Source organism: Enterobacter cloacae complex sp. R_G8 (assembly GCF_024599795.1).
GTDB classification, from domain to species: Bacteria; Pseudomonadota; Gammaproteobacteria; order Enterobacterales; family Enterobacteriaceae; genus Enterobacter; species Enterobacter dissolvens.
On sequence record NZ_CP102246.1, the window covers coordinates 2,040,138 to 2,062,769 of the forward strand.

Annotated in this window: 21 protein-coding genes; 13 read left to right on the forward strand and 8 right to left on the reverse strand. The window is 54.1% G+C overall.

Annotation, left to right across the window (positions count from 1 at the left end):
• The 4 genes from fliI to fliF are packed head-to-tail and all read right to left on the reverse strand — an operon-like array spanning position 1 to position 4,744.
• Positions 1 to 1,371 (reverse strand): flagellar protein export ATPase FliI, encoded by a 1,371-nt coding sequence (fliI, locus tag NQ842_RS09665; RefSeq protein ID WP_014832478.1) that lies wholly within the window; start codon positions 1,369 to 1,371, stop codon positions 1 to 3.
• Entirely contained in the window at positions 1,371 to 2,081 is a 711-nt protein-coding gene (gene fliH, locus NQ842_RS09670) for a flagellar assembly protein FliH (RefSeq protein ID WP_047360956.1), read from the reverse strand. Before fliH ends, fliI begins: the two co-directional genes overlap by 1 nt.
• The gene (gene fliG / locus NQ842_RS09675) at positions 2,074 to 3,072 is read right to left on the reverse strand and encodes a flagellar motor switch protein FliG (RefSeq protein WP_014832476.1); all 999 of its coding nucleotides are present in this window, start codon (positions 3,070 to 3,072) and stop codon (positions 2,074 to 2,076) included. The genes fliH and fliG overlap by 8 nt, the downstream gene beginning before the upstream one ends.
• Positions 3,065 to 4,744, reverse strand: a complete 1,680-nt coding sequence (fliF, locus tag NQ842_RS09680) for a flagellar basal-body MS-ring/collar protein FliF (RefSeq protein WP_014832475.1) — start codon at positions 4,742 to 4,744, stop codon at positions 3,065 to 3,067. The genes fliG and fliF overlap by 8 nt, the downstream gene beginning before the upstream one ends.
• A gap of 228 nt (positions 4,745 to 4,972) precedes the next feature.
• Here fliF and fliE point away from each other — a divergent pair, with 228 nt between their 5' ends.
• On the forward strand, positions 4,973 to 5,287 hold the full coding sequence (gene fliE, locus NQ842_RS09685) for a flagellar hook-basal body complex protein FliE (RefSeq protein ID WP_014832474.1): 315 nt from the start codon (positions 4,973 to 4,975) through the stop codon (positions 5,285 to 5,287).
• A gap of 75 nt (positions 5,288 to 5,362) precedes the next feature.
• Positions 5,363 to 5,776 (forward strand): lipoprotein YedD, encoded by a 414-nt coding sequence (gene yedD, locus NQ842_RS09690; protein WP_014832473.1) that lies wholly within the window; start codon positions 5,363 to 5,365, stop codon positions 5,774 to 5,776.
• A gap of 388 nt (positions 5,777 to 6,164) precedes the next feature.
• On the opposite strand, the gene amyA is transcribed toward yedD, so the two are convergent.
• Genes amyA through fliD form a run of 4 tightly spaced genes read right to left on the reverse strand, consistent with a single transcriptional unit; the run spans position 6,165 to position 9,956 of the window.
• Complete coding sequence (gene amyA, locus NQ842_RS09695; RefSeq protein WP_096927447.1) at positions 6,165 to 7,652, reverse strand: alpha-amylase; 1,488 nt, start codon at positions 7,650 to 7,652, stop codon at positions 6,165 to 6,167.
• Positions 7,653 to 7,704: 52 nt separating this feature from the next.
• Positions 7,705 to 8,079 (reverse strand): flagella biosynthesis regulatory protein FliT, encoded by a 375-nt coding sequence (fliT, locus tag NQ842_RS09700; protein WP_014832471.1) that lies wholly within the window; start codon positions 8,077 to 8,079, stop codon positions 7,705 to 7,707.
• The gene (gene fliS, locus NQ842_RS09705; protein WP_014832470.1) at positions 8,079 to 8,489 is read right to left on the reverse strand and encodes a flagellar export chaperone FliS; all 411 of its coding nucleotides are present in this window, start codon (positions 8,487 to 8,489) and stop codon (positions 8,079 to 8,081) included. Before fliS ends, fliT begins: the two co-directional genes overlap by 1 nt.
• A gap of 15 nt (positions 8,490 to 8,504) precedes the next feature.
• On the reverse strand, positions 8,505 to 9,956 hold the full coding sequence (fliD, locus tag NQ842_RS09710) for a flagellar filament capping protein FliD (RefSeq protein ID WP_014832469.1): 1,452 nt from the start codon (positions 9,954 to 9,956) through the stop codon (positions 8,505 to 8,507).
• Positions 9,957 to 10,336: 380 nt separating this feature from the next.
• Here fliD and NQ842_RS09715 point away from each other — a divergent pair, with 380 nt between their 5' ends.
• The 11 genes from NQ842_RS09715 (at position 10,337) to fliZ (ending at position 22,568) form a co-directional block, all read left to right on the forward strand.
• The gene (locus tag NQ842_RS09715) at positions 10,337 to 11,173 is read left to right on the forward strand and encodes a flagellin (protein WP_014832468.1); all 837 of its coding nucleotides are present in this window, start codon (positions 10,337 to 10,339) and stop codon (positions 11,171 to 11,173) included.
• A 163-nt stretch (positions 11,174 to 11,336) separates the two neighbouring features.
• Positions 11,337 to 12,755: a hypothetical protein gene (locus tag NQ842_RS09720; protein ID WP_257256789.1), complete on the forward strand. Its 1,419-nt coding sequence runs from the start codon at positions 11,337 to 11,339 to the stop codon at positions 12,753 to 12,755.
• A 27-nt stretch (positions 12,756 to 12,782) separates the two neighbouring features.
• Positions 12,783 to 16,118: a bifunctional class I SAM-dependent methyltransferase/glycosyltransferase gene (locus tag NQ842_RS09725; RefSeq protein ID WP_257256790.1), complete on the forward strand. Its 3,336-nt coding sequence runs from the start codon at positions 12,783 to 12,785 to the stop codon at positions 16,116 to 16,118.
• A 3-nt stretch (positions 16,119 to 16,121) separates the two neighbouring features.
• A complete protein-coding gene (locus tag NQ842_RS09730) occupies positions 16,122 to 17,276 on the forward strand; it encodes a DegT/DnrJ/EryC1/StrS aminotransferase family protein (RefSeq protein WP_050860085.1) in 1,155 nt (384 codons plus the stop codon).
• A 12-nt stretch (positions 17,277 to 17,288) separates the two neighbouring features.
• Positions 17,289 to 17,987 carry a WbqC family protein gene (locus NQ842_RS09735; protein ID WP_046887995.1) on the forward strand — a complete coding sequence of 233 codons (699 nt, stop codon included), beginning with the start codon at positions 17,289 to 17,291 and terminating at the stop codon, positions 17,985 to 17,987.
• A 1-nt stretch (position 17,988) separates the two neighbouring features.
• The gene (locus NQ842_RS09740) at positions 17,989 to 18,951 is read left to right on the forward strand and encodes a glycosylase (protein WP_047360951.1); all 963 of its coding nucleotides are present in this window, start codon (positions 17,989 to 17,991) and stop codon (positions 18,949 to 18,951) included.
• A complete protein-coding gene (locus NQ842_RS09745; RefSeq protein WP_063426108.1) occupies positions 18,945 to 19,910 on the forward strand; it encodes a hypothetical protein in 966 nt (321 codons plus the stop codon). Before NQ842_RS09740 ends, NQ842_RS09745 begins: the two co-directional genes overlap by 7 nt.
• Positions 19,907 to 20,359, forward strand: a complete 453-nt coding sequence (locus tag NQ842_RS09750; RefSeq protein WP_063411531.1) for an N-acetyltransferase — start codon at positions 19,907 to 19,909, stop codon at positions 20,357 to 20,359. Before NQ842_RS09745 ends, NQ842_RS09750 begins: the two co-directional genes overlap by 4 nt.
• Entirely contained in the window at positions 20,356 to 21,093 is a 738-nt protein-coding gene (locus NQ842_RS09755) for a bifunctional 2-polyprenyl-6-hydroxyphenol methylase/3-demethylubiquinol 3-O-methyltransferase UbiG (RefSeq protein ID WP_046887999.1), read from the forward strand. The genes NQ842_RS09750 and NQ842_RS09755 overlap by 4 nt, the downstream gene beginning before the upstream one ends.
• Before the next feature lie 149 nt (positions 21,094 to 21,242).
• Positions 21,243 to 21,962: an RNA polymerase sigma factor FliA gene (locus NQ842_RS09760; RefSeq protein WP_013096018.1), complete on the forward strand. Its 720-nt coding sequence runs from the start codon at positions 21,243 to 21,245 to the stop codon at positions 21,960 to 21,962.
• Between the two features lie 54 nt (positions 21,963 to 22,016).
• Complete coding sequence (gene fliZ, locus NQ842_RS09765; RefSeq protein ID WP_014832458.1) at positions 22,017 to 22,568, forward strand: flagella biosynthesis regulatory protein FliZ; 552 nt, start codon at positions 22,017 to 22,019, stop codon at positions 22,566 to 22,568.
• Positions 22,569 to 22,632 lie beyond the last annotated feature (64 nt).

Below are 22,632 nucleotides of genomic sequence, written 5' to 3' on the forward strand. Positions count from 1 at the left end.
TTACACCTGCGGGAAAATCAGCTCCAGAGCCTGAATTGAATCTTCCCAGTCGGCGCGTTCAAAAATGCCTTGTTGCAAAAATGCCTCCAGCTGCGGCCACAAGGTAATCGCTTTGTCGAGCATGGGATCGCTGCCTTTGGCATACGCCCCCACGCTCACCAGATCGCGGTTGCGCTGGAAGCTGGAGAGCAGTTGTTTGAAGTTACGCACGCGGGCGTAGTGCTTCTCGGTTATCAGCGCCGTCATTGCGCGGCTGATGGATGCTTCAATATCAATCGCCGGATAGTGTCCGGCTTCCGCCAGCCGGCGGGATAACACGATATGACCGTCGAGGATCGCACGCGCGGAGTCGGCAATTGGGTCCTGCTGGTCGTCGCCTTCGGTCAGCACCGTATAAAACGCGGTGATGGAGCCACCGCCGCTGATGCCGTTTCCTGCGCGTTCAACCAGCGCCGGGAGTTTGGCAAAGACCGACGGCGGATAGCCTTTGGTGGCCGGTGGCTCACCGATGGCGAGGGCAATTTCACGCTGCGCCATCGCGTAACGGGTCAGGGAGTCCATGATCAGCAGCACGTGCTGACCACGGTCACGGAAATCTTCGGCGATACGGGTGGCATAGGCTGCCCCCTGCATACGCAGCAACGGCGAGACATCCGCCGGGGCGGCGATGACCACCGAGCGGGCGCGGCCTTCCGCACCCAGAATGTTTTCAATGAAGTCTTTAACTTCACGACCACGTTCACCGATCAGCCCCACGACGATCACATCGGCCTGGGTGTAACGGGCCATCATGCCGAGCAGGACCGATTTACCGACCCCTGAGCCGGCGAACAGCCCCATACGCTGGCCGCGACCGACGGTCAGCAGGGCGTTGATCGGGCGCACGCCGGTATCAAGAACATGCTCGATCGGGGTACGCTGCAGGGGGTTAAACGGCTGAGTGATCAGCGCGCCGGTTTCGGTGGTGTCCGGAGCGGGCAGGCCGTCGAGCGGTTTACCGCTGCCGTCCAGCACGCGGCCCAGCAGGGCGGGGCCGAGCGGGAGCTGCTTACCGCTTTGCAGACCATCGCCGATGATGTTTTTCGCATAGACGCGCGCGCCGGGCAGAATGCCTTCCACCTCTTCAAGCGGCATCAGGAAAAGACGCTGGCCGTTAAAGCCCACCACTTCGCTTTCCACTTCCCGCGTTTCCTGCCCATCCTGGCGCTCGATTACGCAGGTGGCCCCCAGAGGCAGCTGCAGGCCGGTGGCTTCCAGCACCAGACCGGTGGCACGGGTCAGGCGCCCATAACGACGAACAGATGGCAGTTGCGCCATCTTCGTTTCAAAGTTATCGAGCGTGTTGAGCCAGCGAGTGAGGCGTGCGGTCATCAGACGACTCCCGGTGCCGCCAGGCGGCACAGTTCCTGCCAGCGGGTGGCGACGCTGGCATCCAGATCGCCTTCATCGGCGGAGACTTTGCATCCACCGTGATGTAATGACGGGTCACCGCGCAGACGCCAGCCGTGCAGGCTCAGGGTGGCGCCCAGGCTCTCTTCCACGCGCTGAAGATCGTCCGGGTGAACCCGCAGCTGCGGTTTCCCGCTGAACAACGGCTCTTGCTGCAACAGGCCCTGAATTTGTTTGATCAGCGCCGAATTATCAACCGCCGGGGTCTGGCCAATCACCTGACGGGCTGCTTCCAGCGCCATCTGCATCAACCGGGAAGCAATCACGCTGTCCAGCGCATCCAGGGTGTGCTGGAACTCGCTGACCAGCTGCTGCATACGGGCATGGAGAGGCGCCTGTTGCTGGCGCGCCTGCTCAATACCCTGTTCTAACCCTTTCGCCAGACCTTCCTGATAACCCTGGTCATGGCCTTTCTGTCGGCCTTCGTTCAGACCTGCATTAAAACCCTGCTCATGCGCCTGCATTTGTAACTGCGCCAGCATCTGCGTGCGCTGTTCTTCTTCGCTCAGTTCAGGCACCTCGACGTCGGTGTCGCCCTCCTCGGGCGACACGACGACAGCCGGGGTGAATTCAGAGAGGGCAGGGGCCAGATCGTCAGGCGTCCAGCGCTTCCACGGCAGCTCATTAGACATAGGTGTCGTCTCCGCTGCCAATTACCATCTCGCCGGTTTCTGCCAGACGACGAACGATGAGCAGGATCGCTTTCTGTTCGTTTTCCACCTGAGACAGACGCACCGGGCCACGGTTGGCAAGGTCGTCGCGCAGGATATCTGCCGCACGCTGCGACATGTTGCGCAGGAACTTCTCGCGCAGCGGCTGTTCGGCACCCTTGAGGGCGATAAGCAGCGACTCGGAGTCCACTTCCTGGAGCAGGCGCTGGATGCTGCGATCGTCCACTTCGACCAGGTTTTCGAACAGGAACATCTCGTCGATAATTTTCTGCGCCAGTTCGCCGTCGAATTCGCGAACCGCCGAAATGACCGCCTCTTCCTGCTGGGTTTTCATCAGGTTGATGATTTCCGCCGCCGTTCTCACGCCGCCCATTTTGCTGCGCTTGAGGTTCTGACCGTCGAGCAGATTGTTCAGCACTTCGGTCAGCTCCGCCAGCGCCGCTGGCTGGACACCGCCGAAGGTGGCGATACGCAGCATCACATCGTGACGCAGGCGCTCTTCGAACAGCGCCAGAATATCGGCCGCCTGACCCCGTTTGAGGTGGACAAGAATGGTGGCGATAATCTGCGGGTGCTCGTCGCGAATAAGGTCGGCGGCACTCTGCGGCTCCATAAAGTTGAGCGTTTCGATCCCGCTGGCGGTATCGCGCGTTTCCAGAATATCTTCCAGCAGGCTGGCGGCACGCTCTTCGCCCAGTGCCTTGACCAGCACGGAGCGCAGGTAGTCGTTGGCGTTGACGTTGAGCGCTGCAAACTGTTCGGCTTCCTGCTCAAACTCCGACAACACTTCGGTCAGCTGTTTGTTGGAGATCTGACGCACGTTGGCCATGGCCGCACTCAGAATTTGTACTTCTCGCTGGGAGAGGTGTTTAAACACCTCTGCCGCACGATCTTCGCCAATGGTCATCAGCAGGATGACGCTTTTATCGGTGCCCGTAAGCGTATTACTCATGTTCGTTACCCATCCACTGGCGGATGACCAGCGCCACGACGCGCGGATCGTTATCTGACATTTCGCGAATGCGCTGGCTCATGACCTCAGCGCCCATGCGCTGGTTAGCACGACGCTGCTGCATCTGTTCGTCTTTACTGAGGCGAACTTCAACCGCTTCTTCCACTTCCTGACGCGCGTTCATCTGTTCGCGAGCCGCTTTCTCGGCTTCTGCACGACGCTGCAGCTGAGGACGGACGCCCTTACGCCACAGCAGCCAGGCGACAATCAGCACCAGCAGCCAGCGACCTGCGGACATCAGCTGATCGATAAACGCCTGCTGTTGCCAGAACGGCAGCTCACCGCCGGTCTCATCCACCGCGTTGAACGGTGAGTTCACCACGTTGAGGCTATCGCCACGCTTCTCGGAGTAACCCATGGCTTCACGGGTCAGGTCTTCGATCTGCTTCATCTGCTCAGCTGTCAGCGGCAGCGGTTTGCCATTGGGCAGCGTTTTGTAGTTCACCACCACGGCCACCGACAGACGCTGAATATCACCCACGTTCAGTTTCGTGTGGCGGATAGTCCGATCAACTTCGTAGTTGGTGGTTTCGTTACGGCTGCTGGTACGTGGACCGGCATTGCTGGCCGTCGAGGTTGTGGTCTGCTGATTTTGCTGACCGTTCTGCTGATTAGCAGGCGGCGTAGAAATAGGCGCCGCGTTAGCCGGGGCAGGCTGGTTAGAGAGTGCGCCCGGCACGCCGCCTGGGTATGCACCGCCAACCTGTTCGTTTTCGTTAACCTGACGTGAACGCATCACCGCCTGAGCCGGATCGCCGTTCGGGCTGTACTGCTCTTCGGTCTGTTCTTTATTAGAGAAGTCGATCTGCGCGGTGACCTGCGCATGCACGTTGCTGTTACCCACGACCGGGCCGAGGATCGCTTCGATACGGCGCTGGAGGCGCGCTTCCACATCGGCGGCGTATTTCAGCTGCGCGTCATTCAGATCGCGACCGGCGGTATTGCTTTGGGTCAGCAGATGACCACTCTGATCCACCAGCGTCACATTACCCGGCGGTAAACCGGCGACGGCGCTGGAGACTAAATGGGTGACCGCGCTGATCTGCCCTTCGTCCAGCGCACGGCCTGGCTCAAGGTTGACGGTGACGGAAGCCGACGGGGATTTCTGTTCGCGCACAAACAGCGACGGCTTAGGCATGGCCAGATGCACGCGGGCGCTCTTCACCGGACCTAATGTTTCAATGGTACGGGCCAGTTCACCTTCCAGCGCACGCTGGTAGTTCACCTGCTCGCTGAACTGGCTGATACCGAATTTTTCCTGATCCAGCAGTTCAAAACCCACCGCGCCGCCTTTCGGCAGACCCTGCTGCGCCAGGCGCAGACGGAGTTCATGGACCTTATCCGCCGGAACCTCAAGCGCCCCCCCGTTATCGGCAAAGCGATAAGGGATGTTCATCTGGGTAAGCTGGGTGACGATGGCACCGCCATCCTGATCGGAAAGATTACTGTAAAGCGTGCGGTAATCAGGGCTTTTCGCCCACAAGACCATCGCTACAAGGATCGCAATTGCGGCAGCGCCTGCCACGATCAACGGGATTTTAGGATTCGCGCGAAGGCGGTTCATCCACTCGAGTGATTTATTTTGTGGCGCTGTCGATGCTGTTGCAGTCATTGCGCACCTCTTAAATCCTGGTGGTTTACGTTATTCGTGTAGAGAAACAAAACTGACTCCCGGGTCGGCAAACACGACAAAAGTTCCATATTGATGGCCCAGCCATTATTTGATGATTCGTGATTTTCTATGGGTCAAATAACCTGGTTTTTTATCGCTATTTACCGCCATTATCTTATTGACAAGCTGTTAGTCTTGACCGCGTAAAAAACCATCCAGGGGAGAGTCATGGCTATACAGGGCATTGAAGGGGTTATCAGTCAGTTGCAGGCAACGGCAATGACGGCCCGTAATCAGAACGTGGCAGATCAACAGCCGACCATCAGTTTTGCCGGGCAGTTGCATGCCGCGCTTGACCGTATCAGCGATACCCAGACCGCCGCGCGTACCCAGGCCGAGAAGTTCACCCTTGGTGAACCGGGTGTGGCGCTGAACGATGTGATGACCGATTTGCAAAAAGCTTCAGTGTCTCTGCAGATGGGGATCCAGGTGCGTAATAAGCTGGTGTCTGCGTATCAGGAAGTGATGGGGATGCAGGTCTAAGACCTGGACGATCTTCGCTGGCAGCCTTAGCGCTTTAATGCCACAATATTTTTTTCTTCGAATGCAGGAAAGATGATGAAAAAAATAGCAATTGCTGGCGCGCTGCTGGCACTCACCGGGTGCGTACAGGTGGATAATTATCAGGATGTGATTAAGCATCCCGTTCCGGCGCATCTGGCGGGATACTGGCAGTCAAAAGGGCCGCAGAGCAAAATGGTCAGCCCGGAGGCGATTGCCACGCTGGTGGTGACGGAGGAGGGCGATACGCTGGACTGCCGTCAATGGCAGCGCGTGATTGCCGTGCCGGGTAAAATCATGCTGCGTTCAGACAGCTATTACAACGTAACCAGCAAGCTGGATATCTACCCGCTGGAGCGCGATGGCTCGGTGCTGGAGTATGATGGCATGGAGCTGCAGAAGGTCGATCGCCCAACGGTGGAGTGTGCCGATTACCTGAGCAAAAATCCGCTGGAAAGTAAGCTACCGTAGCCGTTTTTGGTGTTTGCACCCTCTCCCTGTGGGCTGAGGGTTCCCCAGTAATTCATAACCATAAGCGATAACGCTGCTCTCAGAATGACTGAGAGCATTCAGCGATGCCCTGGTCCGGCTGTAAATCGCTGAGGCGTTTCCTGCAGGCCGGGGCGAGGCGCATGGATGCGCCGAGAGGGCGGCGGCGATTGAGCCGCCCTGGCACGTTCACGGGTCATGTTGTTACAGAGTAGCAAGGAACATAAAGTGAACGGAATGACCTCCACAGCCGTATGTTCCCCCTCACCCCAGCCCTCTCCCAAAGGGAGAGGGGGCCGTCTGTGCAGGAATTATTTATGGGGATCCCTCAGCCCTGTGGGTGAGGGTATCAGGCCGCACTCTTCAAAAACTACAACGCATCCTCAATCACCCACACACTCACGCTTCCACCTTTGCAGGTAAAAGTCCCTTCGCCATCCGCCGCGGTGGTGACCGTTTCTTCACGATTGCCAAGAAAATCACGCCAGGTTTTGTTGCCGTAGTTTTCCCCAAGGCAGATCACCTTCTCGCCATCATCCCCATTGGACATCACCACCACACAGCCGGGATCCTCATCGGTGCCACTGCGGCTGAACGCGATACAGTTAGGGTGGTCAAAAAACAGCGTCTGCACGCCGTGGGCAAAGCGCTGACGGGCGAGGATCAGCTCATGAAGCTGCTCAATCACCGGCATATCGATGTGGTACGTTTCGCCGTCTCCCCCGGTATCGTCATAGCTGGCGCCAAAGAGATCGGGATAAAACACGCTCGGCACGCCATTTTCCCGCAGCAGGATCAAGGCGTAGGCCAGCGGTTTAAACCAGGCTTCCACCGGCGCTTCAAGCGCCTGCAACGGCTGGGTATCATGGTTGGCAACCAGCGTCACCGCGTGGAACGGATCGGCCTCCACCAGCGTGCCGGTGAAAATCTGGCTCATGTCGTAGTCCCGTCCCTGGCGCGAGGCCTCGTGGAATTTCATCTGCAGGGGGGCATCAAACAGCATCGTTTTCCCCTCGACCTGATTGATATAACCCTGCAGTTTATCCACCTCGTGGGACCAGTATTCCGCGACAATAAACAGCGGCTGCGTCGCCACTTCCTGAACGTGTTCAATCCACTCCTTATAGAACCAGGCGGGGATGTGTTTGACCGCATCCAGGCGGAATCCGTCGCAGCCGGTTTGTTCCATGACCCAGCGCGCCCAGTACTTGATCTCCTCCGTCACGGCATGGTTACGAAAATCGATATTTTCGCCCATCAGATAGTCGAAATTACCCATTTCATCATCAACCTGATCGTTCCAGCCTTCGCCGGTGTAATCATTGACGATTTTGAAGATGCCATCCTCATTGGGGTTTTCGATGTGGTCGATGCCGCTGAAGCATTTGTAATCCCAGACGAACTGCGAATACTGTCCGGCGCGGGCAGGGAAGGTGTAACGGGTCCAGGCTTCGCACTCGATGATCTCATCATCGATTTGCGTGCGGTCCTGTTCGTTCACGCGCTGAACGCGAACCTGCTCTTTCTCATCGGCGCCCATTTTGTGGTTGACCACCACATCCAGCAGCACCGCGATGTCATTACTTTTGAGCGCATCAATGGCTTCCAGCAGTTGGGCTTTATCACCGTATTTGGTGGCCACGCTCCCTTTCTGGTCAAACTCGCCGAGATCGAACAGGTCGTATGAATCATACCCGACCGAATACCCGCCGGATGCGCCTTTATAGGCCGGGGGCAGCCAGATCATATTGATGCCGATTTCGTTAAGATTGGGGGCTAATGCCGCGACCTCTCGCCACAATTCACCGCCTGCAGGGTAATACCAGTGAAAACATTGTAACAGGGTGGGGTTTTTCATCGTCCGTGCTCCAGAAGCCGTTTGGCTGACTTCTGGAGTATGGATGAAGAAATCATAATTGTGTGTCGCGGGTCAAACTTTCTGGATAAAGAATATTCCCTGACAGCTTTCCATAGGTTGATGTGATGGATTGCTGTTTACCGGTTTGATCAATGAGGCTGCGCAGTTCGTCCATGCGTGCGGCAAGCAACATTTTTAACTCGGTCTCGTTTTGCAGAACCTTCTCGAGTAAAAAACGTGCCTGCTCAATCTGCGATGGATGTGCCTCGGATATAGGGTTTTTGGAGATGTTCTCTACCAGCTGAACATAAGAAATCTCCAGCGTAATGAGCTCGTCCCAGAGACCGGAACGAGCATGTTTTAGCATGGTAAGGCTGAGGTTATAGAGGGCCTGCCAGTTATCAAGAGCGGACGCTGGATTATTCATCAATAGATATCCTGAGAAGAAGGACCATTGGGACCAATTTGTTTCCACGCATCCGCAATGTTATTGAGCAGCGCTTCGACCTCTACAATCGCCTCCACGTCGTTACGCAGATTGGCATGCAACAAACGTCTGACCATGTACTCGTACAGCGCGGCAAGGTTGCCTGGTAATTCACTGTCGATGTCCATATTCAGACCGGCTTTTAAACCATTATCGATAATATTGATTGCCTTCGATAAGGCTTCACCCTTTTCGGTTATTTTACCTTCGTCCAGGAAAAGCCGGGCGCGGACAAGGGCACTCAGTGCCCCGTCAAACAGCATTACGACAAGTTGATGCGGACTGGCACTTAGCACCGCGCTTTCCAGCCCGACCTGCTGATAAGCTCGGGCGCCATTTTGTGCATACATATACGTTCCTTACGACTAAGAACTAAATTGCTGTTTCAGGTAGGTGGCCGTGTTATTCAGTTTACTCATCATGGTATCAAGACTGTTGAACTGGGATTTATAACGGGCCATCGTGGCTTCGATGCTCGCTTCCATTGCGTCGTAGCGCTTATCCAGGGTTTTCAACGTGCTGTTGATACCGTCAGTGGCGCTTTTGATGATCCCTTCTTTACCGGTGGTCGTACTCAGCATGGTGGTCAGGGTTGCGCCCATCTGCGTGGCCAGACCGGTTGTTTTACCATCGCCAACAAAGTAGGCCTGTACCGCTTCCGGGCTGTCGGTCAGTGCTTTTGTCAGTTTTGCATCGTCGATTTTCAGGTTACCCATTGAGCCGTCAGCACCCACGGTAGGATCCTGGGTAATACCGAGCTGGGCCATGATCGCGTAAGAGCCAGACTGGACGACGGTCAACATATCGCGCAGCTGTGACTGCACAGAACGCACGGTGTTGTCACCCAGCAGTGCACCGTTGCTGGCAGACTGATCGGCACCGGCTTCCACCTTCACATATTTGGTGATGCTGGCGATGGTCGACTGCAGGGAGTTGTAGGCGGTGACCCAATCCGTCACGGCTTTTTTGGTGGCATCGGTAGAGCGGGTGACATCTAAATTTTCGCTCTTGGTGCTTTCTGCCTTCAGCGTGAGGGTCACGCCCGGCAGCGCGTCATTAATCGTGTTTGTAGAACGTTCAATGTCGATGTCATTGATGGTGACCACGGCGTTCTGAGACGCGGTTTGTTGCTTCATCGCGCCGGTATTCGTCGCTGAATCGTAGCTGATAATGCCTTTTAACGTGTCGTCACCGGTCACCGTCACCGTCATGTCATTGGCCGTGCCGGTGGTTTTAGAGGACAGCATCAGCGTGTACTCGTTGTCCTTCGACTTCACTACCGTCGCCGTGACGTTGCCGTTAGCCTTGTTAATCGCGCTGGCAATGCCGTTCAGGCTGGTGTCGCCGTCAGCAAGATCAACCGTCAGCGGTTTGGTGGTGCCTGGCTGGCTGATGGTGATGGTACGCGTCGTGCCGGTGGTCGCCCCCAGCTGTGCGGTGGCACTGGTCTGGACGGCGGAGGTTAATACCTGGGCTTTCGCCAGCGATTTAACCTGCACGCTATAGGAACCTACCGCTGCACCGGCCGTGGTCGTGGCGCTGAAGGCGGTGTTGGTCGAGCCAATAGACGCCGCGTTCCAGGTATCCGTTTTGCCCAGGGCTGCAGTGGCGGTATTCAGTGACGTCATTGCACTTTGCAACTTACTGAACGCGCTCAGCTGGGCATTATAGGAGGTCTGCTGATTGGTGATGGTGTTCAGCTTGGTTTTTTCAGCCGTTTCGAGATTGTTATACAGTGTTGCCAGATCCAGACCCGAACCTACGCCCAGACTCGTAATTGTCGCGCCTGAAGAGAGAGTGATTGAGCTACTCGCCATTTTTTTATTTCCTTTAGCCAATGGTAGTTTCAGGTAGTTATCGGCGACTTATGCAGATAGTTTACGTTTCAGGTAAAAAAATTATCGACTGAATAGCGCTCAACCTTACGGCCATATAGCACTATTGGCGCGTGAGAGGCATATATAAAAGAAAAACGCGTGAACAATAAAATGCGAAAACATTTCCTCAAAAATAGGGTTTCTGATGGCGCTCTGGGTAGAGTTTAATAACTATAAATTTATTAAAATCATTGGGTTAATAATTTTTTGACGAAATTTCTAAAGTCTTATTCAGACCCGTCGATAACTTTCATGACGGTGAGAGACGCCGTGAGTGTTAAGGCACCGACCCTAGAAACCATTTTTGAAGGAATTAAATTATGGCAGTTATCAATACTAACCTGTTGTCCCTGACCACTCAGAACAACCTGAACAAATCTCAGTCTTCTCTGGGCACTGCTATCGAGCGTCTGTCCTCTGGTCTGCGTATCAACAGCGCGAAAGATGACGCTGCTGGCCAGGCGATTGCTAACCGCATGACCTCCCAGGTTAAAGGTATGACCCAGGCGGCGCGTAACGCCAACGACGGTATCTCCCTGGTTCAGACTGCTGAAGGTAACCTGAACGAAATCAACACCAACTTACAGCGTATTCGTGAGCTGTCTGTTCAGGCTGCTACCGACACTAACGGTTCTTCTGACCTGACTTCCATCAACACTGAAATCACCCAGCGTCTGGCTGAAATCGACCGTATCGCGGGCGCAGCTAACTTCAACGGTAAGAAACTGCTGGACGGTTCCGTATCTACCGCGCTGAAAATTCAGGTTGGTGCAGGTACTTCTTCTAACGACACCATCTCCATCGACAGCAACGCGCTGATCAACGCCACCTCTGGTACCCTGAGCGCTGGCCTGAGCACTGCAATCTCCGATAACGCCTCTGCACAGGCTGTTATCTCTGCTGCTGACGCTGCAATCGCGAAAATCGATACCGCGCGTTCTAACATGGGTGCGATTCAGAACCGTTTCGAATCTACCATCAACAACCTGAACAACTCTATCAACAACCTGTCTGCTGCTCAGTCCCGTATCCAGGACGCTGACTACGCTACTGAAGTTTCCAACATGTCTCGCGCGCAGATCCTGCAGCAGGCTGGTACTTCTGTACTGTCTCAGGCAAACCAGGTTCCACAGGCAATGCTGTCTCTGCTGCGTTAATCGCCGCGCCTGTTTCACAAAAGGTTGCTGGAAACAGCAACTTTTTTTTTGCCCGTCAGACAATCTCCGAAATAAGCCATTATTCCCGGGGGTGTTCCTTCCATTATCCCGAATATTCCCTTGTACGATGGGTAAGAATCGCAATCTTACTAAGAGAATCGGGATGAACAAGTTCGAGCGTACACGATCGCTGCATCAGTTTTACCGCGACGAATTTTCACGGTTAATTTTCCTGCCGGAAACGGATGCATTGCCTGCGCATATCGTTACCGAAATCCTGCATTATAAAAATTCCGATATTGCCACGCTCGAACCCCAGATCATGGAAGCCATGACCGATCTGGATGCAGACAAAGAGCTCGCCGTTAAGCGCATGCTGTGCGCGATTGCTGCCGCAAACGCCGCGTTTGATTTTAAAAATCAGGGTAGGCCCACGCCATTTTCAAAAGAGATGAGCGACACCATTACCGGCTGGGTGGTAGAGGCGCTTCAGCACGACGACAGCATTAATCTTCTGGTGGCGGGTATTCAGGTCTTCTTCCGTATTAACGAAATTGAAGCCGCACTCTTCCTGATTTCTAATTACTACGCGGTGGTGAATCCATCCCCAACCGTGATGAAAATATTGTTGTTAGTGTGTCTGATGGAAGATGATTTTAATCAGATGCAGACGCTTATCCAGCAGCTGACCGCCAATCCTGAACATATTGGTGAAGACGCGTTAACGATGCTGATGATCGTCACGGGGATTCATAAGCTGGGTGGCTGTCCTGAATCGTTCATCGATTTTTCCGCCCTGAAAATGCCTGACTATGAGCCTGATTTTTCGCACTACGCGTGGCTTCTTCCTGCCGAAGAAAACGGAAAAACCACGGTTCTGGTGGCGTGCGACAAACGCTATTACTTCGATCATGCCCTCACGCTGTTAGGGTCTGTCTACCACACCAACGGCGATCGGCTTAACGTTCACCTGCATCTTTATAACCCGGATGATGAGACAAAGGCGCACGTTAATTCGCTGCACCAGCGTTTTCCGGGCATGGTGATATCCGCGACGGCCGAAACCATTACGCCTGTTTTTGGTATCAACGTCTGGTACGCCTCAAGACGTTTTGTTTTCCTCAGCTATGCGCTGAGCGTATTCACGTCCCCGATCATGGTGCTTGATGCGGACTGTCTGGTGCGTAAGAACTGGTCAGATATTGCGCCACATCTTCCGAAGAGCGAGATCGTCCTCTCTTACAGCAACGGCGCGCCGCCGTGGGAGCAGGTTCCCGCGGGCTTTGTCTATACGGTCCCGGGCGCGCTTTCGCGGAAATACCTTTCGCTTGTCGCCACCTTTATTGACTGGAATTTACGCCGCGGTAATGCGGAGTGGTTCCTTGATCAGGTCGCACTCTCGGTTTCTCTGGATGCACTACCGGCGGTTGACCAGATGGCCATTCATCGCGAGCCGCTGGAGAAACTGATCGACATTCGCTACACCGACGACACGTTCAGCTGGACAGTGACCACGCAAAAATCAGGCGGCGAAGCGTATCAGAACTACAAAGCTGCGATGCAACAAACCTATTTTGCCTAACCACTGAACTCATGGAACTTTCTCTGTATGTTGTATCCAGATAATCGATTCACGCTATCGGGCCTGCAGGCGGCCGCTGCTCTGTATCAGTTTCCTGCCGGGGCGCCTGAGCGCGCGCGCGTCCTGGATTTAGGCTGCGGGCAGGGGGATGTGTTGTTATCCGCTGCGCTGGCCTGGCCTGATTGTGTCGGGATAGGGATTGAGAGTAACGAAGAGGCTGTTTCAGCGGGGCAGAGGCAGGCGCAGCGTCTGGGTATCGCCAATATCGAACTGGTTGCGGCAGGTCTTCACGATGTGCTGAACGTGTCGCCGGGAGAATTCGATTACATTCTTATTCGCGGGGACTTTATTCCTGCAGGTATGCCAGAGCGTGACGCGCTGTTGCAGTGGTGTCGCCGCCATCTGTCGGCGCACGGCATGATTGCCATCCACCAGACCTTTAACCCTCCAGGATCCGCGGCGCAGTATGTCCAGGATGCGCTGGCCTTCCACGCACGTCTTGCGGGCCGGTCAGAAGAGAAGGTGGCATTTGCTCGCGGTATGCTCAGCTATCTGGCACTGACCCAGCCGGAAGGCGAGATTAAACAACATGTGCTCGCGATGGAGCGCGTTGACGACGCCACCCTTATTGAGATCCTGGCAGGCGCCACGCATACCTGTGCACAGTTCATTCACTTCAACGATAGCCTTTCATCCTGCGGGTTACGCTACGTGGGAGATGCGCTGCCGCAGTACGAAACGGGTGAGAGCTTTAGCGAGCAAATCCATCAGCTGCACGCTCTGGTCTCATCCGGCCAGGCGTCGATTGCCGCGCAGCAATATCTCGATTTTGCCGTCAACCGTCGCGAGCGCGTCAGTCTGCTTTCCCGTGATGATGCCCTTGACGCGGCGGCGCTGGATTTTACCCGCTTAAACGCGCTGCACTGGGCCGGCGATTTCAGACGTTACCGCAACGATCGGGGTGAAGTCGTTAATGCGCATACCAACGCGGAAGGGAAGTTTTTCTCAACGCTAAATACCACGACCCTGCAGATCCTCGATCTGCTTGGCGGCGCATGGCCGCTGAGCCTGTCGTTTGAACAACTGGTGTTCAACACCCGTCTTCCTGAAAAGGAGGAGGATGTCGCTCAGCAGGTGCTTGAGTCACTGAAAGATCTGTTTCTCAATCAAATTCCGGGGCTGTACTGGGCCGGTTCAGCGGGGCCATACAATGTTCAACCGGAACGTGAGCTGGCCTTCATTGCCCCCCTTCAGGCCGGCGATGACGCTGACGTCACGCTTAATCTGTGGGGCGCGCGCGTCACCCTCAGTCAGGAAGAGCGAGAATTTGCGGTGGCAGGCATGAATGTCAATCAGGCCAGAAGCAGCGCGCTTTTTTCTGCGCTAAAAGCGAAAGGCCTGTTGAAAGGCTCCCCTGAAGCATGGCGCAGAGCACAGCAGCATTATTTACGCCCGGGCGATGTCGACTATCTCAAACGCAGCATCGATACGCTGTTGCTGCTTAATGTCGGATCGCAGCAGGGCGGTTTACTTGCTGAGGGGCAGATAATGGCAGGGGAGAAGGATGAACAGGATCCCGCCATCGATCTCATTTACAAAAACGTCAATGCCCTGATTGCCGCGGGGCTGGCAAAAGATGCGCGCGATTACATCCGGGGACAGATTGAAAACGATCCCCATAATCTGCATATGCTTCGCTGCTATTCCCGCGCCAGCCTGCTGATGGGCGACTGGGATGAGGCCTTATCGGCACTCAGTCAACTGATGAGCCGCTACTCTGCTGGACAGGATATCTGGTTCGACCTGGCCACCGTGCTGCAGAAAAAAGGTGAGTTGCATTATTCAGCCCGTATTCTCCAGGCGCTGCTGCGATTGAATAAAAACAACGCGTCATTCTGGAATACGCTGGCGGTGGTCTATCACTCGCGCCGCAACATGGCCATGGCTGAACGCTGTGCCAGGGAGTCTTTGCGTTATAACGCCACGAACCCGCTGCATCTCGCAATGATGGGCATCATTCTGAGTGATAACCAGAAACTAACGGAAGCACGTTATTTCCTCGAAAAATCGCTTGAGTTTGCGCCGGGAGATTTTGACTGCTTCACCAGCCTGCTGTTTGTTCTGACCCACGATTTTTCCATCTCGCCGGAGGTGCTCTTTGAGCGCCATCTTGCCTATGGCGAGCTGGTAAGCGCTTGGGCGGAAAAATTCGACCTGGCGCTGCCGTGGCAGGGCAGCAAGGATCCTGAACGGCCGCTGCGCGTCGGCTTTGTCTCCGGCGATTTCCGCAACCATCCCGTCAGCCGCTTCCTGCGGCCATTCTGGGATGGCATGGACCGGAAACAGTTTTCCCTCTACGGCTATAGCACGCTCGATAAAGATGACGCCGTCACGGAGCACTTCCGTAGCACCTCGACGAAGTGGTTATCCGTTACCGATCTCAATAACGTTGAGCTGGCAAAACAGATCCACAGTGACGGGATCGATATTCTGTTTGACCTCTCGGGCCATACCACCGGGACGCGACTCCCTGCGTTTGCCTTTAAGCCTGCGCCGGTGCAAATCACCTGGCTGGGCTACCCGGGCACGACCGGGATGACGCAGATGGATTACCGCATTATCAGTACCGGGTTTGTCAGAAATGCGGCGATAGACGCGCAGTTCACGGAGAAGCTGATTGCGATCCCACTCGATAACTTCTTCGAGCCGGATGCGTCCAGTCCTGACGTCAATACGCTGCCAGCCCTGACGAACGGCTGGTTTACCTACGGTAGCTTTAACCGTCCTAAAAAATTGAACGATCGGGTGTTCGCGCTGTGGGCGCGCATTCTGCAGCATAACGCCACGTCACGGCTGCTGATTGGTTTTATGGATGATGACGCGATGATCGCGCGCTACCGCAAAAAGCTGAATGCACTGGGCGTGCCGGATGAACAGCTGATCTTCCGTAAAACCACGGGAATGGAGGCCTATCTTCATATGCATCATGAAGTGGACATGCTGCTTGACTCCTTCCCGTACAACGGCGGCACCACCACCAGCCATGGCATCTGGATGGGCGTCCCAACGCTGACTCTGGCTGGGGCAACGTATCCCGCACGCCAGGGGCTGGAGATTATGCATATCTACGGGCTGGATGAATTTGTTGCAGACAGTCAGCAGGACTATTTCGACAAAGCCGTGCACTGGCAAACCCAACTGGAAACCCTCGATGCCCTGCGCCAGAACATGCGGAGCACGATCCCGCCTCAGGGGCAGAGCAATGTGGCGATTCCTTTCCAGCAGGCCCTTCGTGAGGCCTGGCGAAAATGGTGTGCTGATGAAGCACCTCACAGTTTCCGGGTAACAGGTACAGAGGATTAACTTATGAAAAATGTCTACGTTACCAGTCCACTTCTTCCGCCACTTGAGGAGTTCATCCCTTACCTGGAGACCTTGTGGGAAAGTAAAATTTTGACCAACAGCGGGCAATTCCATCAGCAACTGGAAGAGGCGCTGGCGGCCTATCTTGGCGTAAAGCATGTCTGCCTGTTCTCCAACGGCACGCTCGCACTGCTGACGGCGCTCCAGACATTACGTATTACCGGCGAAGTGATCACCACGCCGTACTCCTTTGTCGCCACCTCTCACAGCCTGCTGTGGAATGATTTGACGCCGGTGTTTGCCGATATTGACCCTGTCACCTTTAATATCGATCCGGACCGCATTGAAGAACTGATTACGCCTAAAACGACGGCCATCATGCCGGTCCACTGCTACGGTATTCCGTGCGATATGGAACGCATCCAGAAGATTGCCGATACCTATGGGCTGAAAGTGATTTACGATGCGGCCCACTGTTTCGGCGTCAAACAGGATAACGCCAGCATTCTCAATTATGGCGATCTCTCCGTACTGAGCTTCCACGCCACCAAGGTATTTAATACCTTCGAAGGGGGCGCCATTATTTGCCACGACGCCAAAACCAAACAGCGGATCGATTATCTGAAAAACTTTGGTTTTGCTGATGAAACCATTGTAATGGCGCCGGGTATTAACGCCAAGATGAATGAAGTGCAGGCGGCCATGGGGCTGCTGCAGTTAAAGTATATCGACAGTGCACTGCAGGAGCGCGCGGTGATTTATCAGCGTTACGTTGAACTGCTCGATGCCGCGCTTCCGGCGCTGGAGTACATTAAACCGGCCAGCAATATTGAATGGAATTACTCCTATTTCCCGGTACTTATTCGCGCAGATTCGGCGGTCAGCCGGGATGCGATTTATGCGGAATTACGCAAGCATAATATCTATGCCCGGCGTTATTTCTACCCGCTTATCAGCGCCTTCCCGATGTATCGCCACTTCCCGACGGCGAATGCACAACATCTCCCGGTTGCCGATGAAATTTCTCATGCGGTGCTTTGCCTGCCGATCTATCCCGGACTACCGGTGGCCGATCAGCGTCGCATTATAGAGATTATTCAGGGCTTGTTTGTCGATGCCGTTCGCGCGGCAGAGCCTGCGCTGGTGGTCAATGGATAGGAAAGGAAATCGATGAAGCTGGCGATTATGCAACCCTATTTTTTCCCGTACTGCGGCTATTTTCAGCTTATGGCGGCCGTTGATGCTTTCGTGGTGTATGACAACATCAAGTACACGAAAAAAGGGTGGATTAACCGTAACCGTATCCAGGTTCGCGGTACGGAGTCGTTAATCTCACTGCCGCTAAAAAAGGACTCGGACTTTCTGGATATCAGGGAGCGGCAGCTTTCGGCAGCGTTTGACCGCAACAAGCTGTGCAATCAGATTGTCGGCGCGTATCGCCACGCACCGTCATTTTCTGCGGTAATGCCGGTGGTTGAGGAGATTATTCAGAACCCGGACGATAACCTGTTTAATTATCTGTGGCAGGGCCTGACCAGGCTACGGGATTATTTCGGCTTCTCCTGCGAGCTGATTGTCTCGTCTGCGTTACCGGCGAATCACGCGTTAAAGTCTCAGGATCGCGTCATCGATATTTGTCAGGTGATGAACGCCCGTACGTATATTAATCCGCCGGGGGGCATGGCGCTCTATTCCCGGCAGGATTTTGTCGATCGTGGGCTTGCGCTGCAATTTATCCAGCCGCAGCCGTGGCACTACCCGCATTCTGACGCGGCGTTTATTCCCTGGCTGTCGATTATTGACGTCATGATGTTTAACCCTCGCGATGAGGTGGTTCGTCGCCTCCAGCATGGTTATGAGTTAATTTAATATGTTTACATGGAAAAAATTGGGTAAGGTCTTTACCCCGCAGGAGGTGACTCATCGCCCCTGGCTTAAAGAGTTTGCGCAGGCTCCGGCGACGCTGATCTTTGATGATTTCGTGCGTGTCTATTTCTCCTGCCGCCCACCTGCCGATGAGCAGGGAAAATATGTCAGCTACTCCGCCTGGGTGGATTTGGCACGTGACGATCTCTTCCACGTGTTGCGCGTCGCCCGCGAACCGATCCTCCCGTTGGGGGGATACGGAGAGTTCGACGAATTTGGAACCTATCCCGTCTCCGTGATGCGCGATAACGACGTGGTAAAAGCCTGGTATGCGGGCTGGACCCGTTGCGAATCGGTGCCGTTCAACGTGGCGATTGGCATGGCAGTAAGCCATGACCAGGGGGAGACCTTCGTAAAAGCGGGCCCGGGTCCGGCAATCGGTTACTCTCCGGATGAGCCGTTTGTGATGAGTGGGCCAAAAATTCGCAGGTTCAATAACCAGTGGCAGCTTTTTTATATCGCGGGTCGCAAATGGAAGCAGGTGGATGGCCGTGCAGAGCCGGTCTACAAGATCCGCATGGCGACGTCTGACGATGGCATCAACTGGACAAAACTGAATAAAGATCTGATCCCCAGCCGTATCGAAGAGGACGAGGCGCAGGCCAGTCCGGATGTCTTTTACGCCAACGGCAAATACCATATGTTTTTTTGCTACCGCTACAGCGCCCATTATCGCGGGAAACAGAACGGTTACCGGATCGGCTACGCGTGGAGTCTGGATATGATCACGTGGCATCGGGATGACAGTAAAGCCGGCATTGATGTGTCTGCTTCCGGATGGGATGCCGAGATGATCAGCTACCCACACGTATTCGAACTGGATGGCACTGTTTATATGGCTTATCTGGGGGATCAGGTGGGGCGCTATGGCTTTGGACTGGCACAACTTGAGGGCAAATTATGCTAACCCTGAACTGGCGTAAGCACGGGCTTATCTATTCGCCGTCACAGTTTCCTCCTCTGGCAAATGGGGTGGGTTTTGCCCAGTCCCCGCAAGCGCTGGTTTTTGATGACTTTGTCCGTATCTACTTCTCCACCCGCGAGCGGGAGGAGCACTCAGCAAAGTTTATTAGCCGTGTCTGCTATGTGGATATGGATAAATCGCTGCGGGAGGTGCTGCGCATCAGTCCCGAGCCGGTGCTTGCTCCTGCAGAACTGGGCACATTCGACGAGCACGGTATTTTCCCCTGCAACGTTCTGCGTCACGACGGCAAAATCATGGCCTGGACAACCGGGTGGAACCGTCGCGTTTCGGTCTCGGTTGATACGGCTATTGGTCTTGCGGTAAGTACGGACAATGGCGAACACTTCACCCGCATCGGTACCGGGCCGGTGATGGGCCCCTCATTGCACGAGCCACACTTAGTGGGTGATGCCTTTGTTATCCATACCCGTGAACGTTTCCATATGTGGTACATCTTTGGCACGGGCTGGAAAAAGCGCACGCCGGATTCGGTGCCGGATCGCATCTATAAAATTGCCCATGCGGAATCAGACGATGGCATCCACTGGCAGCGTGACAGCCAGCAAATCATTCCTTCGGTGCTGGGGGAAGACGAATGTCAGGCGCTGCCGACGGTGATTGAAATCAATGGCCGGTATCATATGGTCTTTTGCTTCCGGGAGTGTTTCGATTTCCGCACAGGGCAGGGGCGCGGTTATCGTCTGGGCTATGCCTGGTCTGATGATTTACACCACTGGCATCGTGATGATAGCCAGATGGCGTCGCTCGCGTCCGTGGATGACTGGGACAGCGAAATGCAGTGCTATCCCCATCTTTTCCGCTGCGATGAAAAAGTCTATTTGCTTTATAACGGTAATGCGTTTGGCAAAGCAGGGTTTGGCCTGGCGGAACTGGTGTTATGAATTGCTGGGCGTTTTGCCAGAACCGCGCCTCACCGGAGGAGATCGTCGAACACTTTAATCAGTGTGACCCGCTATTTGTCGCGTCTATTACCGAAATAATCGCGTTGCAGGACTATGCCAAAAAAATAGCGGAGCGGGCATGGCGAACCGAAGCCTGGCATAACACCACGCTCACCGGACTGGTTGCAGCCTATTACAACGCGCAGCGTCAGCAGGGATTTATTACGAATGTTTCCGTTTTGCCTGACGCTCAGCATTGCGGTGTGGGTAGTCAGCTATTAATTCAAAGCATTGCACATTTACAGTCCCTGGGTGTGACTGAAATTAATCTTGAAGTCGATAAGAATAACGTGTCGGCGCAACGTTTATATCTAAAGCATGGATTTATCTTCGGACGATCAAACGCTTCAAAGATAACCATGACTTTGCAGAGTGAGATAACAACATGACCCTTCGTGATTACAATCTGGAAATCAAAGACACTGCCGATCATCAGTATGCCTATAACTTTGATTTTGATGTGATGCACCCTTTTATGATCCGTGCGTTCACACCGTTCTTTAAGCCGGGTAATTTACTTGAGCTGGGTAGTTTTAAAGGTGATTTTACCGCACGCCTGGCTGAAAAATTCAACGCCATCACCTGCGTGGAAGCTTCCGAAGAGGCGATGACCATCGCCCGTGAGCGCCTGGGAAAAAACGTCTCGTTTGTCCATTCCCGCTTTGAGGATGTTCAACTTCCTGCGCGTTATGACAATATTGTTCTCACCCATGTGCTGGAGCATATTGACGATCCCGTTAACCTCTTAAAACGCATTAATGATGAATGGCTAACGGATGATGGACACTTTTTTCTGGTCTGTCCTAATGCGCATGCCGCGTCCCGACAGATTGCCGTTAAAATGGGATTAATTTCGCATAATAGTGCGGTGACGGAGGCTGAGTATCAGCATGGCCATCGTTGTACTTATTCTCTGGATACGCTTGAGAGAGATGCCCGTCTTGCGGGACTCAACGTTGTGTATCGCACGGGTATTTTTTTCAAGGCGCTTGCTAATTTCCAGTGGGACAAACTTTTACAGACAGATATCATCTCGAAGGAATATCTTGAGGGCTGCTACGAGTTAGGCCATCAATACCCTGATTTATGTTCCAGCATATTCTTGCTGTGTAAAAAAGGCTGACGTTATTCTTACTGCAGGATGCATGTTATCCCGACATGCATCGGTAACCCCCCAAATAACCCCTTATTTTACCCACTATTCACCCAATTGAACGCCCTGCAGAATCGGATAATCATGCCGATAACTCAACTAACGCAGGGCTGTTTATCGTGAATTCACTCTATACCGCTGAAGGTGTAATGGATAAACACTCGCTGTGGCAGCGTTATGTCCCGCTGGTGCGTCACGAAGCATTGCGCCTCCAGGTGCGTTTGCCGGCGAGTGTGGAACTGGACGATCTGCTACAGGCGGGCGGTATCGGGTTATTGAATGCAGTTGACCGATACGACGCTCTGCAAGGAACGGCATTTACCACTTACGCAGTTCAGCGTATTCGTGGCGCGATGCTGGACGAGCTGCGCAGCCGGGACTGGGTGCCGCGCAGTGTTCGCCGCAACGCACGCGAAGTGGCGCATGCGATGGGGCAGCTGGAACAGGAACTGGGACGCAACGCGACGGAAACGGAAGTGGCGGAACGGCTTGGAATTCCTGTTGAAGAGTATCGTCAGATGTTGCTCGATACCAATAATAGCCAACTCTTCTCTTATGACGAGTGGCGCGAAGAGCATGGCGATAGCATCGAGCTGGTGACGGATGAGCACCAGCAAGAAAACCCGTTACACCATTTAATGGAAGGTAATTTACGCCAGCGCGTCATGGAAGCCATTGAAGCTTTACCAGAGCGCGAACAACTGGTGTTGACCCTCTATTATCAGGAAGAGCTCAATCTCAAAGAGATTGGTGCTGTTCTTGAAGTGGGGGAGTCGCGGGTGAGCCAGCTGCACAGCCAGGCCATTAAACGCTTACGAACCAAACTGGGTAAGTTATAGGTGATTGATTCACCTGAAAAATGCCGCACAACGTATTGACAACCAGGAGTTATCATGACGGTGCAGCAATCTAAAAGACGGCCTTTAAGCCGCTACCTGAAAGACTTTAAACACAGCCAGACGCATTGCGCCCACTGTAACAAGTTACTCGATCGTATCACGCTGGTTCGTCGTGGCGAAATCGTCAATAAAATTGCGATTTCTCGTCTCGACACGTTGATGGATGAAGCCGCGTGGCGCGAAGAGCAGAAAGAGTGGGTGGCGCTTTGCCGTTTCTGTGGCGATCTCCACTGCAAAGAGCAAAGCGACTTCTTCGATATTATCGGGTTCAAACAGTTCCTGTTTGAACAAACGGAGATGAGCCACGGTACCGTGCGCGAATACGTGGTTCGCCTGCGTCGCCTGGGGCAGCATCTGACCGTGAACAATATTTCTCGCGATCTGCTCAAGACCGGTTATCTGGATGAAAACCTGGAGCCGTGGCTGCCTGCAACCAGCACCAACAACTACCGTATTGCGCTGCGCAAGTACGCACAATATAAGGTACAAATGCCCGGTGCGGTAAAGCAGAAAGCCCACGCCGGGACAACTTCTGATATATATTAAAAAAGAATAAGATGTAGCGCAGTCGCCTTTGACCTTGCACGCGATTTCTCTACACTACTCAAAA

Bases quoted from the DNA above. Each gene is read 5' to 3' on its own strand.
- fliI (WP_014832478.1), bottom strand. From the start codon at position 1,371: ATGACCGCACGCCTCACTCGCTGGCTCAACACGCTCGATAACTTTGAA.
- fliH (WP_047360956.1), bottom strand. From the start codon at position 2,081: ATGTCTAATGAGCTGCCGTGGAAGCGCTGGACGCCTGACGATCTGGCC.
- fliG (WP_014832476.1), bottom strand. From the start codon at position 3,072: ATGAGTAATACGCTTACGGGCACCGATAAAAGCGTCATCCTGCTGATG.
- fliF (WP_014832475.1), bottom strand. From the start codon at position 4,744: ATGACTGCAACAGCATCGACAGCGCCACAAAATAAATCACTCGAGTGG.
- fliE (WP_014832474.1), top strand. From the start codon at position 4,973: ATGGCTATACAGGGCATTGAAGGGGTTATCAGTCAGTTGCAGGCAACG.
- yedD (WP_014832473.1), top strand. From the start codon at position 5,363: ATGAAAAAAATAGCAATTGCTGGCGCGCTGCTGGCACTCACCGGGTGC.
- amyA (WP_096927447.1), bottom strand. From the start codon at position 7,652: ATGAAAAACCCCACCCTGTTACAATGTTTTCACTGGTATTACCCTGCA.
- fliT (WP_014832471.1), bottom strand. From the start codon at position 8,079: ATGAATAATCCAGCGTCCGCTCTTGATAACTGGCAGGCCCTCTATAAC.
- fliS (WP_014832470.1), bottom strand. From the start codon at position 8,489: ATGTATGCACAAAATGGCGCCCGAGCTTATCAGCAGGTCGGGCTGGAA.
- fliD (WP_014832469.1), bottom strand. From the start codon at position 9,956: ATGGCGAGTAGCTCAATCACTCTCTCTTCAGGCGCGACAATTACGAGT.
- NQ842_RS09715 (WP_014832468.1), top strand. From the start codon at position 10,337: ATGGCAGTTATCAATACTAACCTGTTGTCCCTGACCACTCAGAACAAC.
- NQ842_RS09720 (WP_257256789.1), top strand. From the start codon at position 11,337: ATGAACAAGTTCGAGCGTACACGATCGCTGCATCAGTTTTACCGCGAC.
- NQ842_RS09725 (WP_257256790.1), top strand. From the start codon at position 12,783: ATGTTGTATCCAGATAATCGATTCACGCTATCGGGCCTGCAGGCGGCC.
- NQ842_RS09730 (WP_050860085.1), top strand. From the start codon at position 16,122: ATGAAAAATGTCTACGTTACCAGTCCACTTCTTCCGCCACTTGAGGAG.
- NQ842_RS09735 (WP_046887995.1), top strand. From the start codon at position 17,289: ATGAAGCTGGCGATTATGCAACCCTATTTTTTCCCGTACTGCGGCTAT.
- NQ842_RS09740 (WP_047360951.1), top strand. From the start codon at position 17,989: ATGTTTACATGGAAAAAATTGGGTAAGGTCTTTACCCCGCAGGAGGTG.
- NQ842_RS09745 (WP_063426108.1), top strand. From the start codon at position 18,945: ATGCTAACCCTGAACTGGCGTAAGCACGGGCTTATCTATTCGCCGTCA.
- NQ842_RS09750 (WP_063411531.1), top strand. From the start codon at position 19,907: ATGAATTGCTGGGCGTTTTGCCAGAACCGCGCCTCACCGGAGGAGATC.
- NQ842_RS09755 (WP_046887999.1), top strand. From the start codon at position 20,356: ATGACCCTTCGTGATTACAATCTGGAAATCAAAGACACTGCCGATCAT.
- fliZ (WP_014832458.1), top strand. From the start codon at position 22,017: ATGACGGTGCAGCAATCTAAAAGACGGCCTTTAAGCCGCTACCTGAAA.